The organism is Luteibacter jiangsuensis (assembly GCF_011742555.1).
Lineage (GTDB): Bacteria > Pseudomonadota > Gammaproteobacteria > Xanthomonadales > Rhodanobacteraceae > Luteibacter > Luteibacter jiangsuensis.
In genome coordinates, this window is the sequence record NZ_JAAQQR010000006.1 from 172,868 (window position 1) to 187,917 (window position 15,050).

Below are 15,050 nucleotides of genomic sequence, written 5' to 3' on the forward strand. Positions count from 1 at the left end.
CATGGCCATCCAGACCCCCACCCGCAAGCCCCTCCCCATCGAAGTGCGCGGCAGCGCCAGCCAGCCGCTCGGCATGAGCCCCAGCCAGTTCCTGCGCGACTACTGGCAGAAACGGCCGCTGCTCATCCGCAACGCCTTCCCCGACTTCCAGCCGCCAATCGAGCCGAACGACCTGGCCGGGCTGGCCTGCGAGGAAAGCGTGCTCGCTCGCCTCATCGTGCACGACGAGAAACGCGACCGCTGGACGGTGAAGAACGGGCCGTTCGCGGAAGCGGAATTCGGCAAGACACCGAAGCGCGACTGGACCCTGCTGGTGCAGGACGTGGACAAGTGGGACGCCGACGTGGCCGCCCTTCTCGACCACTTCGCCTTCTTGCCGAGCTGGCGCGTCGACGACATCATGATCTCGTACGCGGAGGACGGCGGCGGTGTGGGTGCCCATGTCGACCAGTACGACGTGTTCCTGCTGCAAGGGGTCGGCGAACGGCATTGGGCGATCAGCGACGACCCGGACGCGCCGCTCGACTTCCGCGACGACGTGGAGCTGAAGCAGCTGAAGGTGTTCGAACCCACCCACGAGTGGCTGCTCGAGCCGGGCGACATGCTCTACCTCCCGCCGGGCGTGCCGCACGACGGCGTCGCCATCGGCGACTGCATGACGATCTCCATCGGCATGCGCGCCCCCTCGCAGGCGGAGCTCACCGTCGATCTGTCCGACTTCCTCGCCGAGCGGATGCCCGAGGAACTGCGCTATACCGATCCCGACCTGGCACCCGCGAAGCGTGCCGGCGAGATCGACAACGCGGCCCTGAACCGTCTGCGCCAGGCGCTGCCCTTCGCCGCGGCGCTCGACCGCGACCTGCTGGCCGACTGGTTCGGCCGCTTCATCACGCGCTACCGGAACGCCCAGATGGCCGCGGCGCCGCCAAAGGCCACGACCGAGGCAGCGCTCGACAAGGCGCTGGCCGCGGGCGCCACGCTGGTCCGTCATCCCTACGCGCGCCTTGCGTGGATCAAGGGCAAGAAGGACGCCACTCTTTACGTCAGCGGCCAGGCCTACGACTGCCCCGCCGCGCTCGCCGAGCGGCTCGCGGGCGAGCGCGAACTCGCCTTCGAGCGGGGTCCGGACGCCAGGGAGAAGGCGGTGCTGCTCACTCTCGTGAACGACGGCCACCTGGGCGTGCGCAAGGGCCGCCGGCGGTGACCGCGCGGGCGGACATGCTGCTGGCCGCCGATGACCGGGCCGGTCTGGAAGCCGCCCATGTCCGCCTGCTCGCCGCCGCCCGGCACCGCGTGTGCATCTACCTGCCCCAGCTGGAAGCGGGCCTGCTGGACGGCGAAGCGGCGCTGGCCGAACTGCGCCGGGTCGCCACGAGCGGCCGGCAGGCCCAGATCCGCATCCTTACCCATGACGCCGAACGCGCTCATCGCGAGGGCCACCGCCTGCTGGCCCTCGCCCAGCGCCTGCCCACCGCGATCGGTGTCCGCGTGCCGACCGAGGACGCCCAGCTGCGCTACGGATCGGCCTTCACCACCGACTGCGCCGGTGGCTTTCTGTTCAGGCCCGTCGCCACCCGCTACGAGGCCCGCGGGTCCCTGGACGACCCCGGTGAGACCTCTCGTCTGACCGCTTATTTCGAGGAAGTCTGGGAGCGGGCGGAACCGGCGTGGCAGATAAGACCACTCGGTATCTGACGCAAATCGAAAACTGCGTTTCAGGTTGGCGCGGCGCAGCAGCACGGGGCTATAATTAACGGATTCTTATGCCGCAGGCTCTCCCCACGTGCCTCGCGGCGGCCCGTCCTTTTCGTGTGTGCCGGTGGTGACGTGAGCGCAAACCTGATCCGCGAGTTTTCCGAATCCTCCCAACTCGCCGGCGGCAACGCCGATTACGTAGAACAAGTCTACGAAGCCTGGCTGGCCGATCCCGGCTCCGTCCCGGCCGAATGGGACGCCTATTTCAAGGGTTTCAAGGGCCGGGAGGCAGGCGACGTCGCCCACTCCGGCGCCATTGCCCGCATCGAGGCGGCGCAGAAACAGCGGCGCGTCGCCGCCGCCGGCCCCGCCGGTCCGGTCGACAATGCGTACGCGCAGAAGCAGGCCGGCGTGTTGCGCCTGCTCACGGCCTATCGCTCGCGCGGCCACATCGCCGCCAAGCTCGACCCGCTGGGCCTCACCGTTCCGGATATCGAAACGCCCGACCTCGGCCTGCCCTTCCACGGGCTCTCCGACGCGGATCTGGACACCGAGTTCGACGCCGGCAGCTTCGCCGGTGGCGGCCACCGGATGAAGCTGCGCGAGCTTCTCGCGAAGCTCAAGCAGATCTACACCGGCACGGTCGGCGCCGAGTTCATGTATATCTCCGACCACGACCAGCGCGCGTGGATCCACTCGCGCCTGGAACAGGCCGGCGGTTCGCCCGGCCTGCAAAAGGCGGAAAAGCTGCGCGTGCTCGAGGCGCTCACGGCCGCGGAAGGCCTCGAGCGTTACCTGCACACGAAATACGTCGGCCAGAAGCGCTTCTCGCTGGAAGGCGGTGACAGCCTCATCCCCATGGTCGACGACGTCGTCCGCGCGGCGGGCGACAACGGCGTGAAGGAAGTGGTCATCGGCATGGCCCACCGCGGCCGCCTCAACGTGCTGGTGAACATCCTCGGAAAGGCGCCCTCGCAGCTCTTCAACGAGTTCGAAGGCAAGTTCGAGCACGACGACAGCCCCATCCACTCCGGCGACGTGAAGTACCACATGGGCTTCTCGGCCGACGTCAAGACGCCGAACGGCGGCGTGCATGTGGCGCTGGCCTTCAATCCGTCGCACCTCGAGATCGTGAATCCGGTGGTCGCCGGCTCCGTGCATGCGCGCCAGGCGCGCCGCCGCGACACCGCGCGCGACAAGTCGCTGGCCGTGCTCATCCACGGCGACGCCGCCTTCGCGGGCCAGGGCGTCAACATGGAGCTGATGCAGATGTCGCAGGCCCGCGGCTTCGCGATCGGCGGCACGCTCCATCTCGTGGTGAACAACCAGGTGGGCTTCACCACCTCCAAGCGCGAAGACGCACGTTCCACCCTCTACTGCACCGACCTCGCCAAGATGGTCAATGCGCCGGTGTTCCACGTGAACGGCGACGACCCGGAAGCCGTGATCCAGGTCACGCGCCTGGCCTACGAGTTCCGCAAGCGCTTCAAGAAGGACGTGGTGATCGACCTCGTCTGCTACCGCCGTCACGGCCATAACGAGGCCGACGAGCCGGCGGCCACGCAGCCGCTGATGTACCAGGTCATCCGCAAGCGCCCCACCACGCGCGATCTCTACGCGCAGCAGCTGGTGAAGGAATCGGCCATCGGCGCCGACGACGGCCAGAAGATGCTCGACGACTACCGCGCCCGCCTCGAGAAGGGCGAGCCGCTGATCGCCATCGATCCGAACCCGGTGCGCGACATCCCGGTCGACTGGACCCGCTTCCAGGGCAACAGCCTGTCGATGGACGTCGACACCGGCGTGTCGCGCGAGCAGATGGCCAAGGTGCTCGACGCCATCCTCGACGTGCCCGCCGACATCACGCTGCACTCGCGCGTGGCCAAGATCTACGAAGACCGCCGCAAGATGGCCGCGGGCGAACTCCCCGGTGACTGGGGCTTCGCCGAGAACCTCGCGTACGGCACGCTGATCGCCGAAGGCAACGACCTCCGCGTCGTGGGCCAGGACGCAGGCCGCGGCACGTTCTTCCACCGCCACGCGGTGCTGCACGACCAGAAGACCGGCGACACCCTGCTCCCGCTGTCCAAAGTGCGCGCCGACGCCCGCGTCGAGGTCATCGACTCGCTGCTCTCCGAAGAAGCCGTCATGGCCTTCGAGTACGGCGAAGCCACCACCTCGCCCGACCAGCTCACGATCTGGGAAGGCCAGTTCGGCGACTTTGCCAACGGCGCCCAGGTGGTGATCGACCAGTTCATCAGCTCCGGCGAAGCCAAGTGGGACCGCCTCTGCGGCCTCGCGCTGTTCCTGCCGCACGGCTACGAAGGCCAGGGCCCGGAGCACTCCTCGGCCCGCCTCGAGCGCTTCCTGCAACTGTGCGCGCTGGACAACATGCAGGTGTGCGTGCCCACCACGCCCGCCCAGGCCTTCCACATGATTCGCCGCCAGCAGGTGCGCCCGGTGCGCAAGCCGCTGATCGTCATGACGCCGAAGTCGCTGCTCCGCCACAAGCTGGCCGTTTCGTCGCTGGACGAACTGGCCACCGGCCGCTTCCAGCTCGTGATCGGCGAACATCGCGACCTGCCGGCGAAGAAGGTGAAGCGCGTGGTGCTGTGCTCGGGCAAGGTCTACTACGACCTGCTCGAGGAATCCGAAAAGCGCGGCCTCACCGACGTGGCCATCGTCCGCATCGAGCAGCTTTACCCGTTCCCGCGCCCGGAAGTCTCGGCCGAACTGGAAAAATACCCTTCCGCCAAGGAAGTGGTGTGGTGCCAGGAAGAACCGATGAACCAGGGCGCCTGGTTCCAGATCCGTCACCACCTGCAGGCCTGCCTGGGTCCGAAGCACAGCCTGTCGTATGCAGGCCGTGCCCGCTCGCCGGCACCGGCCGCCGGTCACCTCAACACCCATATCGCCGAACAGACGGCGCTCGTCGAACAGGCGCTGGTCGCGCCGGTCGGCACCGATCACGCAGCGGAGTAAGACAAGCATGTCCATCGAAGTCAAAGTCCCGGTCCTGCCCGAGTCGGTCTCCGACGCGCTCATCGCCACCTGGCACAAGAAGGCCGGCGACGCGGTCAAGCGCGACGAAAACCTCCTCGACCTCGAGACCGACAAGGTCGTCCTCGAAGTGCCGGCACCCGTCGACGGCGTGCTGAAGGAAATCAAGTTCGAGGAAGGCGCCACCGTCACCAGCAATCAGGTGATCGCCGTGATCGAGGAAGGCGCCGCCGCTGCCGCGCCGGCCCCGGCCGCTGCCCCGGCTGCCGCTGAAGCACCGAAGGCCGAAAAGGCCGAAACCAAGGAAGCCCCGAAGGGCGTCGACGAACTGTCCCCGGCCGGCCGCCGCGTGGCCGTGGAAGAAAACATCGACCCGTCCAAGGTTGCCGGCACCGGCCGCGACGGCCGTGTCACGAAGGAAGACCTGGTCAACGCCAGCAAGGGCGGCGCCGCCCCGGCCGCCGCTTCGGCACCGGCCGCGAAGCCCACCCCGGGCAGCCGTCCGGAAGAGCGCGTGCCGATGACCCGCATCCGCACCCGCATCGCCGAGCGCCTGATGCAGTCGAAGAACTCCATCGCCATGCTCACCTCGTTCAACGAAGTGAACCTCGCCGAGGTGGTGAAGCTGCGCAAGGCGCTGGGCGAACAGTTCGAAAAGGCCAACGGCGTGAAGCTGGGCTTCATGAGCTTCTTCGTGAAGGCCGCCACCGAGGCACTGAAGCGCTACCCGGTGATCAACGCCTCCGTCGACGGCAACGACATCATCTACCACGGGTACCAGGACATCTCGATCGCCGTGTCGACCGACAAGGGCCTGGTCACGCCGGTGCTTCGCGACGTGCAGGACATGTCCTTCGCCGACGTCGAGAAGGGCATCATCGGCTACGCCAAGAAGGCGCGTGACGGCAAGCTCGGCCTGGACGACCTCCAGGGCGGCACCTTCACGATCACCAACGGCGGCACCTTCGGCTCGCTGCTGTCCACCCCGATCGTGAACCCGCCGCAGAGCGCCATCCTGGGCATGCACACCATCAAGGAGCGCCCGGTGGTCGAGAACGGCCAGGTGGTGGCGGCCCCGATGATGTACATCGCCCTGTCGTACGACCACCGCATCATCGACGGCCGCGACGCCGTGCTGTTCCTGGTCGACATCAAGAACCAGCTGGAAAACCCGCAGCGGATGCTGCTCGGCCTGTAATGGGCGCTTGACCGTAAATGTGAAGGCGGGAGTCGAGAGACTCCCGTTTTCATGTTCCGCCCCCATTTAGGCGGTAGCGCATACCGCCGTTCCATTGGAGCTAAGCAAATGAGCGACAAGTTCGACGTCATCGTCATCGGTGCCGGCCCCGCGGGCTATGTGGGCGCGATCCGCGCCGCGCAGCTGGGCCTGAAGACCGCCGTGGTCGACGCCTTCGTCGGCAAGGACGGCAAGGCCGCCCTCGGCGGCACCTGCCTCAACGTGGGCTGCATTCCGTCCAAGGCGCTGCTGGACTCCTCCAAGCAGTTCCACAACCTCACGCACAACTTCAAGGATCACGGCATCACGGCCGAGAACCCGAAGATCGACATCGGCACCTTCATCGGCCGCAAGGACAAGATCGTCAAGCAGTTCACGGGCGGCGTGACGATGCTGTTCAAGGCGAACAAGATCACCTCCTACTTCGGCAAGGGCAAGCTGCTCAAGGGCAACCAGGTCGAAGTCACGGGCAACGACGGCAGCGTGCAGACCATCTCGGCCACGAACGTCATCCTGGCGTCGGGCTCGGTGCCCATCGAACTGCCGTTCGCGAAGTTCGACGGCAAGCACATCATCGACAACACCGGCGCGCTGGACCTCACCGAGGTGCCGAAGCGTCTGGGCGTGATCGGTGCGGGCGTCATCGGCCTGGAGCTGGGCAGCGTGTGGAAGCGCCTCGGCGCCGAGGTCACGGTGCTGGAAGCCCTGCCGAAGTTCCTCCAGGTGGCCGACCAGGACATCGCGAAGATGGCCGCCCGCGAATTCGCCAAGCAGGGCCTCGACATCAAGGTGAACGCCAAGGTCACCTCGGCCGAGGTGAAGGGTGACGAAGTCCACGTCGGCTACACCGACAAGGACGGCGCCTCGCAGAGCCTCGTCGTCGACAAGCTGCTGGTGGCCGTAGGCCGCCGTGCTTACACCACCGGCCTGCTGGCCGACGACACCGGCGTGAAGCTGGACGAGCGCGGCCGTATCGTGGTCGACGAGCACAACCACACCGGTGTCGACGGCGTTTGGGCCGTGGGCGATGCCGTGCGCGGCCCGATGCTCGCGCACAAGGGCTCCGAGGAAGGCGTGATGGTGGCCGAGCTGATCGCCGGCAAGCCGGGGCACGTCAACCTCGACACCGTGCCGTGGGTCATCTACACCGAACCGGAAATCGCCTGGGTGGGCAAGACCGAAGAGCAGCTCAAGGAAGAAGGCATCCCTTATAAGACGGGCGCCTTCCCCTTCGCCGCGAACGGTCGCGCCGTCGCGATGAACGAAGGCATCGGCCAGGTGAAGATGATCGCCCACGCCGAAACGGACCGCATCCTCGGTGTGCACATGGTCGGCCCCGTGGTCTCCGAACTGATCCACGAGTGCGTCGTGGCCATGGAGTTCAAGGGCTCCTCGGAAGACCTCGCCCGCATCGTCCACGCCCACCCGGCCCTGTCGGAAGTGGTGCACGAGGCGGCGCTCTCGGTCGACAAGCGCGCGATTCACAAGGGCAACTGATCGCCTCTTTGCCTGGAAGCCCACCTTTGCAGAAGCATGGGTGGGCTTCGTCGCTTTGTGTGGGAGCCGCTTCAGCGGCGATGGGTGCACGCGGCAGGGTTGCCCGCTGCCGCGGGATCGCCGGCAAAGCCGGCTCCCACAAGTCACGACAGGCTCAAAGTCAGTCCGTCGATCTCTTTAAAGTGAGAATTCCGAGATGCGTGACATCAAAGCCCTCTGCGTCTACTGCGGTTCCAGCACCGGTTCGCATCCTGCCTATGCCGAAGCGGCACGCGCCTTCGGCACGCGCATGGCCGAAGAAGGCATCGCCCTCGTCTACGGCGGGGGCAAGGTAGGCCTCATGGGCATCGTGGCCGATGCCGTGCTGGCCGCCGGCGGCAAGGCGATCGGGGTGATCCCGCGCCAGCTCATGGAAAAGGAAGTGGGCCACACGGGCCTCACCGAGTTGCAGGTCGTCGAAACCATGCACGAGCGCAAGACGCGCATGTACGAACTGTCGGACGCCTTCGTGGCATTGCCCGGCGGCTTCGGCACCATGGACGAGATGTTCGAGATGCTCACCTGGGCGCAGCTCGGTCTGCACAGTTACCCCTGCGCCTTCCTCGACGTTCGCGGTTTCTATCGCAACCTCTCGGCAGCCATGGACCACATGGTGGCCGAGGCCTTCGTGAAGCCGGTGCAGCGCGACCAGGTGTGGTTCGGCGAAGACATCGATGCGCTTTTCGACTGGATGCGCCACTACGAATCCATGTTCACGCCAAAGTGGATCACCGCGGCGTCCGTGGACAGCAACGTTTGATCGCCCTGAAGGGGACTTTCGCATGACCGCCTTCCGCGCCTTCCGCATCCATCAGGACGACGCCGGCTACCGCGCCGGCATCGAAACCATGGACACCGAGGCCCTTTCGCCGGGCGAGGTACTGGTTCGGGCCGAGTGGTCGTCGGTCAATTACAAGGACGCGCTCGCCGGCACCGGCAAGGGCAAGATCCTGCGAACGTTCCCCTTGAACGGCGGCATCGACGTGGCCGGCACCGTGGTCGCGTCCACCGATCCGTCCTTCCGCGAGGGCGACAAGGTGCTCGCCACCGGCAGCGGCCTCTCCGAGACACGCGACGGCGGTTACGGCGAGTACGTTCGCCTCCCGGCCGCGTGGACCGTCGCCCTGCCCGCCACGCTCAGCACGCGCGAAGCGATGATCATCGGCACGGCCGGCTTCACGGCCGCCCTCGCCCTGCTGCGCATGAGCGAGAACCGCCAGGCGCCCTCGCTCGGTCCCATCGCCATCACGGGCGCCACGGGCGGCGTAGGCATGCTCGGCATCGACATCTTCAGTCGTGCCGGTTACGAGGTGCATGCCATCAGCGGCAAGCCCGAGCGCTTCGATGTCCTTCGCAGCATCGGCGCCAGCCAATGTGTGGATCGTCACGAACTGGCCTTCAGTGGCCGCCCCATGGATTCCGCCCGATATGGCGGCCTGCTCGACAACGTGGGCGGCAACACGCTCGCCGGCTTCCTTCCGCTGATTGCGCCCTATGGCAACGCCGCCATCTGCGGTCTGGCCGGCAGTCCCGAACTCGCCACCACGGTCATGCCCTTCATCATCCGGGGGGTCAGCGTGCTGGGCATCGCGTCGGCGGGTACGGCCCGCGACGTTCGCGACGAGGTCTGGTGCAGGCTCGCGGGCGACTGGAAACCACGCCATCTCGACACGATCTGCACACGCGAAGTGGCACTGGACGACGTGGCAAGCGTGTTCGGGACCATGCTCGAAGGCGGCTCGTTCGGCCGGACGCTCGTCCGCATAAACGGCTAACCGTTCGTAGATCCTTGCTCAGGCAGGTAATTATCGTGCCACCATTGAACCGAGCGCCATGGCCGGTAGAATGGCCCCTCGCCAGTGGCGCCACGCGCGACGTTTTTTCGTCACCGCGGTTCGCAATGAAAGAACACATCGGGCACGACCCGGGGGAAAGTGAATGGCTCGCATCCTGATCGTCGACGATTCGCCGTCGCAGTTGCTTGGAATCAAGCGCATCGTCGAGAAGCTGGGCCACGAGGCCATCACCGCCGAGGATGGCGCCCAGGGCGTGGAGGTAGCCAAGCGCGAAATCCCCGACCTGATCCTGATGGACGTGGTGATGCCGAACCTCAATGGGTTCCAGGCCACGCGCACCATCAACAAGGAAGAAACGACCAAGCACATCCCCATCATCCTGGTCACCACGAAGGACCAGGACACCGACAAGGTGTGGGGCTTGCGGCAGGGTGCGAAGGCTTACGTCGTGAAGCCGATCAAGGAAGAGGAACTGGTCGCGGCGTTGAAGGAACACCTTCCGGCCTGATCTTGTGAAAATCGCCTATTGCCGGCGATCTGGCCCGCTGCCGCGGGATCGCCGCTGAAGCGGCTCCCACACGAAGCTGCCGGGATTCTGTGGGGGCCGGCTCCCACACAAAGCTGCCGGAATTCTGTGGGAGCCGGCTCCCACACAAAGCTGCCGGGATTCTGTGGGAGCCGGCTTTGCCGGCGATCCCGCGGCAGCGGGCAAGTTAGCTGCGTGCCCCCTCGCCGCTGAAACGGCTCCCACATGGAACGATTAACCCCGCCGCGGATCGAACCCCGCGAACGCGTCCTTGAACTCGGCGTACGCCGCCTGCTCTTCGTGCGTTTCGGGCACCGGCACGCGAATCTCCAGCACCACGATCTGGTCGCCCGGCTCCGAACCCGGCAGGCCCCGCCCTTTCAGGCGCAGCTTGCGTCCCGACTGCGAACCCGGCGGAATGCGCAGGTCCACGTGCCCGCCCAGCGTGGGCACCGGCACCGTCGCCCCGAGCGCCGCTTCCCATGGCGTGATAGGCAGCACGTGGGTCACCGTGCGGCCGTCGAGGCGGAAGCGCGCATCGTCGCGGATACCGATCTCGAGCAGCAGATCGCCCGAGGGGCCGCCGCCTGAACCCGGATGCCCCTGCCCGCCCAGCCTGATCGTCTGGCCGGAGGTGATGCCTGCCGGAATCTTCACTTCCAGCACGCGCTCGCCACCCGAGGCATCGTTCAGCACGACGCGCGTCTTGCCGCCGTAGTACGCCGTCTGCAGGTCGGTCTCGATCTTTGCCTGGATGTCGCGGCCACGCCGGGCCTGCTGCTGGCCGCGGGCACGCCCGCCACCGAACAGGCTTTCGAAGAAGTCGCTGAAGTCGCCGCCACCGCGGCCCCCCATGTCGCCGAAATCGAAGCCACCGCCCTGCCCCCAACCCGGCGGCGGGCGGAACTGTTCGCCCTGGCGGTAGCCGCCGGCGCGGAACTGGTCGTAGGCGCGGCGCTTTTCGGGATCCTTCAAGGCCTCGTTGGCCTCGTTGATCGCCTTGAATTTCTCCTCCGCGCCAGCGTCCTTGTTCTTGTCGGGGTGGTATTTGCGGGCAAGCTTGCGATACGCCGCCTTGATCTCGGCGTCGGTCGCGTCCGGCTTGACCCCCAATGTCTCGTAGTAATCCTTGAACTCCACAGGCTCTCCCGGGCTTGTGTCGAAAATCCAAATGGAACGCCCGCGGTGGACACGTCCACCACGGGCCAGACGCTAAGCTTAGGCCGTTTTAGCCCGCAGCGTTAATCGCGATGCGACGCGGTGCGCTTTCCGCCTTCTTCGGGATGGCGATTTCCAGCACGCCGTTGCGCCCCGACGCGGTGATGCCGTCGGCGTCGGCGCTCTCCGGCAGCGTGAAGCTGCGCTTGAACTGGCCGGCGACGCGCTCCACGCGGCTGAACTTGCCCTCGGCCTCGCTGGTGAACGCCTTGCGCTCGCCCTTGATGCTGAGCACGTTCTTGTCCATCTGGATCTCGATATCGGCCAGATCCACCCCCGGCACGTCGGCCAGGATCAGGAAGCGGCCGGCTTCCTCGCGAATGTCGACGCGCGGCGCCCATGCGCTCTCGGCGGTGGTGGGGGCGGCGATATCGCTGCCGAAGAAGTGATCGAAAACACGGTTGACGTCACCGCCGAACAGCGGCGCACGACGGAACGACACCTGACGAAGCTGGTTCATCTGTTTGACTCCCAAGAAGTTTTCCGGCCCCGTGGCCGTCTGGTGATCAACATATGAGCGCGCCGCCGCTATTCAAGTAGATGCCCCCTGCGGTTGCCTCGCCTTCAGGTGCGCCCGCCCCGCCGGCATCGTGTTTGCCGGCGGGCGAGAGTGCGGGCCCGCGTGCTTGACGTAGACTGGGTCCTTTCTTTCCTACAAGGCTTTGCCATGACCATCGCTGTTGGCGACACCCTTCCGGAAGCGACCCTCGCCGTCTTCGACGGGGGCATCAAGACCGTGACGAGCACCGACGTGCTCGGCCGGGGCAAGGTGGTGCTGTTCGCCGTACCGGGGGCCTTCACGCCCACCTGCTCGAACAAGCATCTGCCCGGCTTCACCCAGCACATGGAAGACTTCCGCGAGCGTGGGATCACCGTGGCCTGCATGTCGGTGAACGATGCCTTCGTCATGCGCGCCTGGGGCGAGTCGCAGGGCGTACCGGGCGACCTGCTGATGCTCGCCGACGGCAATGCGTCGTTCACCCGTGCGCTCGGCCTCGAGCTCGATGGCACGAAGAACGGCATGGGTATTCGTGCGAAGCGCTTCGCCTTGTATGCGGAAGACGGCGTGGTGAAGGTGCTGCACGTGGAGGAACCCGGCGAGTTCCGCGTGTCCACGGCCGAGGCGATGCTGGAAGCGATCGACGGGTGATCGAAGCCTGTGGGAGCCGGCTATGCCGGCGATCCCGCGGCAGCGGGCACGCTTGCCGCAAGCACCCATCGCCGCTGAAGCGGCTCCCACATAGAAGCGGCTCCCACATAAAAGCAAAGACCCCGCTTTTCAGCGGGGTCTTTGTCTTCAGCCTTCGCTCGGCTCCGAGCCATCGCCCGTCGGGCCGCTTTCGATCGGCGGCATGTCCGCCGCAGCTTCGCCGTCGGGCGTTTCGACCTCGTCTTCCAGCTCTTCCTCCGCGTCGAGGCGAACGACGCCGATGAGCGTCTCTTCCTTCGGCAGCTTGATGAGCGTGACGCCCTGCGTGTTGCGGCTGAGCTGCGAGACTTCCGAAACGCGCGTGCGTACCAGCGTGCCCAGGTCGGAGATCAGCATGAGCTGCTGCGCCTCCGTCACCTGCGTGGCGGCGACCAGATTGCCGTTGCGCTCCGAGCACTGGATGGCGATGACGCCCTGCGTGCCGCGGCCCTTCTTCGGGAATTCCTCGAGGGCCGTGCGCTTGCCGTAGCCGCGCGCCGTGGCGGTAAGGATGTCGCCTTCGCCGGCAGCGACGATCAGCGACACCACTTCCGCCCCGTCGGTGAGGCGCATGCCGCGCACACCCGTGGCGGTGCGGCCCATCGAGCGGACGCTGCCTTCGTCGAAGCGAACCGACTTGCCGTTCGAGGCGAACAGCAGCACGTCGCTCTCGCCGTCCGTCATGGCCACGTCGACCAGCGCATCGCCGTCTTCCAGGTTGATGGCGGCCTTGCCCTTCTGCAGCTGGAACGCGAATTCCGTCAGCGGTGTCTTCTTCACCGTGCCCTGGCGCGTGGCGAAGAACACGAAGCAGTTCGGATCGTAGTCGCGCACCGGCAGCAGTGCCTGCACCTTCTCGCCCTCGGCCAGCGGCAGCAGGTTCACGATGGGCTTGCCGCGCGCACCCGGGCCGGCTTCCGGCATCTGGTACACCTTGAGCCAGTACACACGACCGGTGCTGGTGAACGTGAGCAGGGTGTCGTGGGTGTTCACCACCCACAGCTGCTGCACGACGTCCTCGTCCTTCAAGGCGGATGCCGAGCGCCCCTTGCCGCCGCGACGCTGCGCGCGATAGAGGCTGGCAGGCTGGCGCTTGATGTAACCGGTGTGCGACAGCGTGACCACGACGTCTTCCGGCGCGATCAGGTCGAGAACGTTCAGGTCTTCCTGCGAATGCTGGATTTCGGTACGGCGGGCGTCGCCGTAATCCGTGCGGATCTGTTCCAGTTCCTCGCGGATGACTTCGAGCAGACGCGCCGGGTTTTCCAGGATCTCGATGAGACCGCGGATGGTTTCGAGGATCTCGCGGTATTCGTCGGAGAGTTTTTCCTGCTCGAGGCCGGTGAGGCGATGCAGGCGCATCTGCAGGATCTCGGTGGCCTGGGCTTCGGACAGCTGGTAGCCGTCGTCGCGCAGGCCGTCGCGCGGGTCCATGTCTTCCGGACGGGAGGCCGCCGCGCCGCTGGCGGCAAGCAGCGCCTTCACGAGGCCGGGCTCCCAGCGGCGCGCGACCATGCGCTCGCGCGCCTCGGCGGCGGACGCGGAGGTGCGGATCAGCTCGATCATCTCGTCGATGTTCGCGAGCGCCACCGTGAGACCTTCGAGGATGTGGGCGCGCTGGCGCGCCTTGCGCAGTTCGAAGATGGTGCGGCGGGTGACCACTTCGCGACGGTGGCGGATGAAGGCCTCGAGGATGTCCTTGAGGTTCAGCAGCTTCGGCTGGCCGTCGAGCAGCGCCACCATGTTGATGCCGAAGGTGACCTGCAGTTGGGTCTGCTGGAACAGGTTGTTCAGCACCACGTCGGCCATGGCATCGCGGCGGATCTCGATGACCACGCGCATGCCGTCCTTGTCGGACTCGTCGCGCAGTTCGCTGATGCCCTCGATCTTCTTTTCCTTGACCAGCTCGGCGATCTTCTCGATGAGACGCGCCTTGTTCACCTGGTAAGGCAGCTCGTGGACGAGGATCGTCTCGCGGCCGTTGGCTTCCGTTTCGATCTCGGTGCGGGCGCGCACGAGGATGCGGCCGCGACCCGTGCGGTAGGCCTCGACGATGCCCGACGAGCCGTTGATGATGCCGGCCGTGGGGAAATCCGGACCCGGTATGTGGGTCATGAGGTCGTCGACGCCGAGCGACGGCTCTTCGATCAGGGCCAGCGTGGCGTTGATCACTTCCGTCATGTTGTGCGGCGGAATGTTGGTCGCCATGCCCACCGCGATACCGGCCGAGCCGTTCACGAGCAGGTTCGGCACCCGCGTGGGCAGCACCAGCGGCTCGTGCTCGCTTTCGTCGTAGTTGGGCCCGAAGTCGACGGTTTCCTTGTCGATATCGGCCATCAGTTCGTGCGTGAGGCGCGCCATGCGCACCTCGGTGTATCGCATGGCCGCCGCGTTGTCGCCGTCGACCGAACCGAAGTTGCCCTGTCCGTCGACAAGCATGTAACGCAGCGAGAACGGCTGCGCCATGCGAACGATGGTGTCGTACACCGAAGCGTCGCCGTGCGGATGGTATTTACCGATGACGTCGCCGACCACGCGGGCCGACTTCTTGTAGGGCTTGTTCCAGGCGTTGCCCAGTTCGTTCATGGCGAACAGGACGCGTCGATGCACCGGCTTAAGGCCGTCGCGCACATCGGGCAGTGCGCGCCCCACGATCACGCTCATGGCGTAATCGAGATAGCTCTGGCGCATCTCGTCTTCGATGTTGACGCGGATGACTTCTTTGGCGAGTTCTGCCATCAATCGGCTTCCTGGATGTCCGTGAAATACCCCCGCCGGCAGTGCGTTTCGCGCTCGCGACACGCCGCCGACCCAACCTGTCGATCATAGCACAGGGGGCGTGGAAAAGACAGC

General features: G+C 66.3%; 12 protein-coding genes. 9 read left to right on the plus strand and 3 right to left on the minus strand.

Annotation, left to right across the window (positions count from 1 at the left end):
* Position 1: 1 nt before the first annotated feature.
* The 8 genes from HBF26_RS14195 (at position 2) to pilH (ending at position 9,772) form a co-directional block, all read left to right on the plus strand.
* The gene (locus tag HBF26_RS14195; protein WP_167127777.1) at positions 2-1,204 is read left to right on the plus strand and encodes a cupin domain-containing protein; all 1,203 of its coding nucleotides are present in this window, start codon (positions 2-4) and stop codon (positions 1,202-1,204) included.
* 14 nt (positions 1,205-1,218) lie between these two features.
* Positions 1,219-1,695, plus strand: coding sequence for a DUF7931 domain-containing protein (locus HBF26_RS14200; protein ID WP_167127779.1), 477 nt, complete (start codon positions 1,219-1,221; stop codon positions 1,693-1,695).
* A gap of 132 nt (positions 1,696-1,827) precedes the next feature.
* A complete protein-coding gene (locus HBF26_RS14205; protein ID WP_167127782.1) occupies positions 1,828-4,677 on the plus strand; it encodes a 2-oxoglutarate dehydrogenase E1 component in 2,850 nt (949 codons plus the stop codon).
* Positions 4,678-4,684: 7 nt separating this feature from the next.
* A complete protein-coding gene (odhB, locus tag HBF26_RS14210) occupies positions 4,685-5,893 on the plus strand; it encodes a 2-oxoglutarate dehydrogenase complex dihydrolipoyllysine-residue succinyltransferase (RefSeq protein WP_167127785.1) in 1,209 nt (402 codons plus the stop codon).
* Positions 5,894-6,001: 108 nt separating this feature from the next.
* Positions 6,002-7,429: a dihydrolipoyl dehydrogenase gene (gene lpdA / locus HBF26_RS14215; protein WP_167127788.1), complete on the plus strand. Its 1,428-nt coding sequence runs from the start codon at positions 6,002-6,004 to the stop codon at positions 7,427-7,429.
* A 196-nt stretch (positions 7,430-7,625) separates the two neighbouring features.
* Positions 7,626-8,228 (plus strand): LOG family protein, encoded by a 603-nt coding sequence (locus HBF26_RS14220; protein ID WP_167127791.1) that lies wholly within the window; start codon positions 7,626-7,628, stop codon positions 8,226-8,228.
* 22 nt (positions 8,229-8,250) lie between these two features.
* A complete protein-coding gene (locus HBF26_RS14225; protein WP_167127794.1) occupies positions 8,251-9,243 on the plus strand; it encodes a YhdH/YhfP family quinone oxidoreductase in 993 nt (330 codons plus the stop codon).
* A 163-nt stretch (positions 9,244-9,406) separates the two neighbouring features.
* On the plus strand, positions 9,407-9,772 hold the full coding sequence (pilH, locus tag HBF26_RS14230; RefSeq protein WP_167127797.1) for a twitching motility response regulator PilH: 366 nt from the start codon (positions 9,407-9,409) through the stop codon (positions 9,770-9,772).
* Positions 9,773-10,024: 252 nt separating this feature from the next.
* On the opposite strand, the gene HBF26_RS14235 is transcribed toward pilH, so the two are convergent.
* Both HBF26_RS14235 and HBF26_RS14240 read right to left on the minus strand, forming a co-directional pair.
* A complete protein-coding gene (locus tag HBF26_RS14235) occupies positions 10,025-10,930 on the minus strand; it encodes a DnaJ C-terminal domain-containing protein (protein ID WP_167127800.1) in 906 nt (301 codons plus the stop codon).
* Between the two features lie 88 nt (positions 10,931-11,018).
* On the minus strand, positions 11,019-11,468 hold the full coding sequence (locus HBF26_RS14240) for an Hsp20/alpha crystallin family protein (protein ID WP_167127803.1): 450 nt from the start codon (positions 11,466-11,468) through the stop codon (positions 11,019-11,021).
* A gap of 207 nt (positions 11,469-11,675) precedes the next feature.
* Between HBF26_RS14240 and HBF26_RS14245 the strand changes: the two genes are divergently transcribed.
* The gene (locus HBF26_RS14245) at positions 11,676-12,158 is read left to right on the plus strand and encodes a peroxiredoxin (protein ID WP_167127806.1); all 483 of its coding nucleotides are present in this window, start codon (positions 11,676-11,678) and stop codon (positions 12,156-12,158) included.
* Positions 12,159-12,305: 147 nt separating this feature from the next.
* Here the strand turns inward: HBF26_RS14245 and gyrA are convergent, their stop codons facing one another.
* Positions 12,306-14,936 carry a DNA gyrase subunit A gene (gyrA, locus tag HBF26_RS14250; RefSeq protein WP_167127809.1) on the minus strand — a complete coding sequence of 877 codons (2,631 nt, stop codon included), beginning with the start codon at positions 14,934-14,936 and terminating at the stop codon, positions 12,306-12,308.
* Positions 14,937-15,050: the final 114 nt, after the last annotated feature.

What these genes read in the sequence shown, in the direction of transcription:
- HBF26_RS14240 (WP_167127803.1), bottom strand. Translation starts at nt 11,468, where the DNA reads ATGAACCAGCTTCGTCAGGTGTCGTTCCGTCGTGCGCCGCTGTTCGGC.
- HBF26_RS14195 (WP_167127777.1), top strand. Translation starts at nt 2, where the DNA reads ATGGCCATCCAGACCCCCACCCGCAAGCCCCTCCCCATCGAAGTGCGC.
- HBF26_RS14245 (WP_167127806.1), top strand. Translation starts at nt 11,676, where the DNA reads ATGACCATCGCTGTTGGCGACACCCTTCCGGAAGCGACCCTCGCCGTC.
- pilH (WP_167127797.1), top strand. Translation starts at nt 9,407, where the DNA reads ATGGCTCGCATCCTGATCGTCGACGATTCGCCGTCGCAGTTGCTTGGA.
- odhB (WP_167127785.1), top strand. Translation starts at nt 4,685, where the DNA reads ATGTCCATCGAAGTCAAAGTCCCGGTCCTGCCCGAGTCGGTCTCCGAC.
- HBF26_RS14225 (WP_167127794.1), top strand. Translation starts at nt 8,251, where the DNA reads ATGACCGCCTTCCGCGCCTTCCGCATCCATCAGGACGACGCCGGCTAC.
- lpdA (WP_167127788.1), top strand. Translation starts at nt 6,002, where the DNA reads ATGAGCGACAAGTTCGACGTCATCGTCATCGGTGCCGGCCCCGCGGGC.
- HBF26_RS14200 (WP_167127779.1), top strand. Translation starts at nt 1,219, where the DNA reads ATGCTGCTGGCCGCCGATGACCGGGCCGGTCTGGAAGCCGCCCATGTC.
- HBF26_RS14220 (WP_167127791.1), top strand. Translation starts at nt 7,626, where the DNA reads ATGCGTGACATCAAAGCCCTCTGCGTCTACTGCGGTTCCAGCACCGGT.
- gyrA (WP_167127809.1), bottom strand. Translation starts at nt 14,936, where the DNA reads ATGGCAGAACTCGCCAAAGAAGTCATCCGCGTCAACATCGAAGACGAG.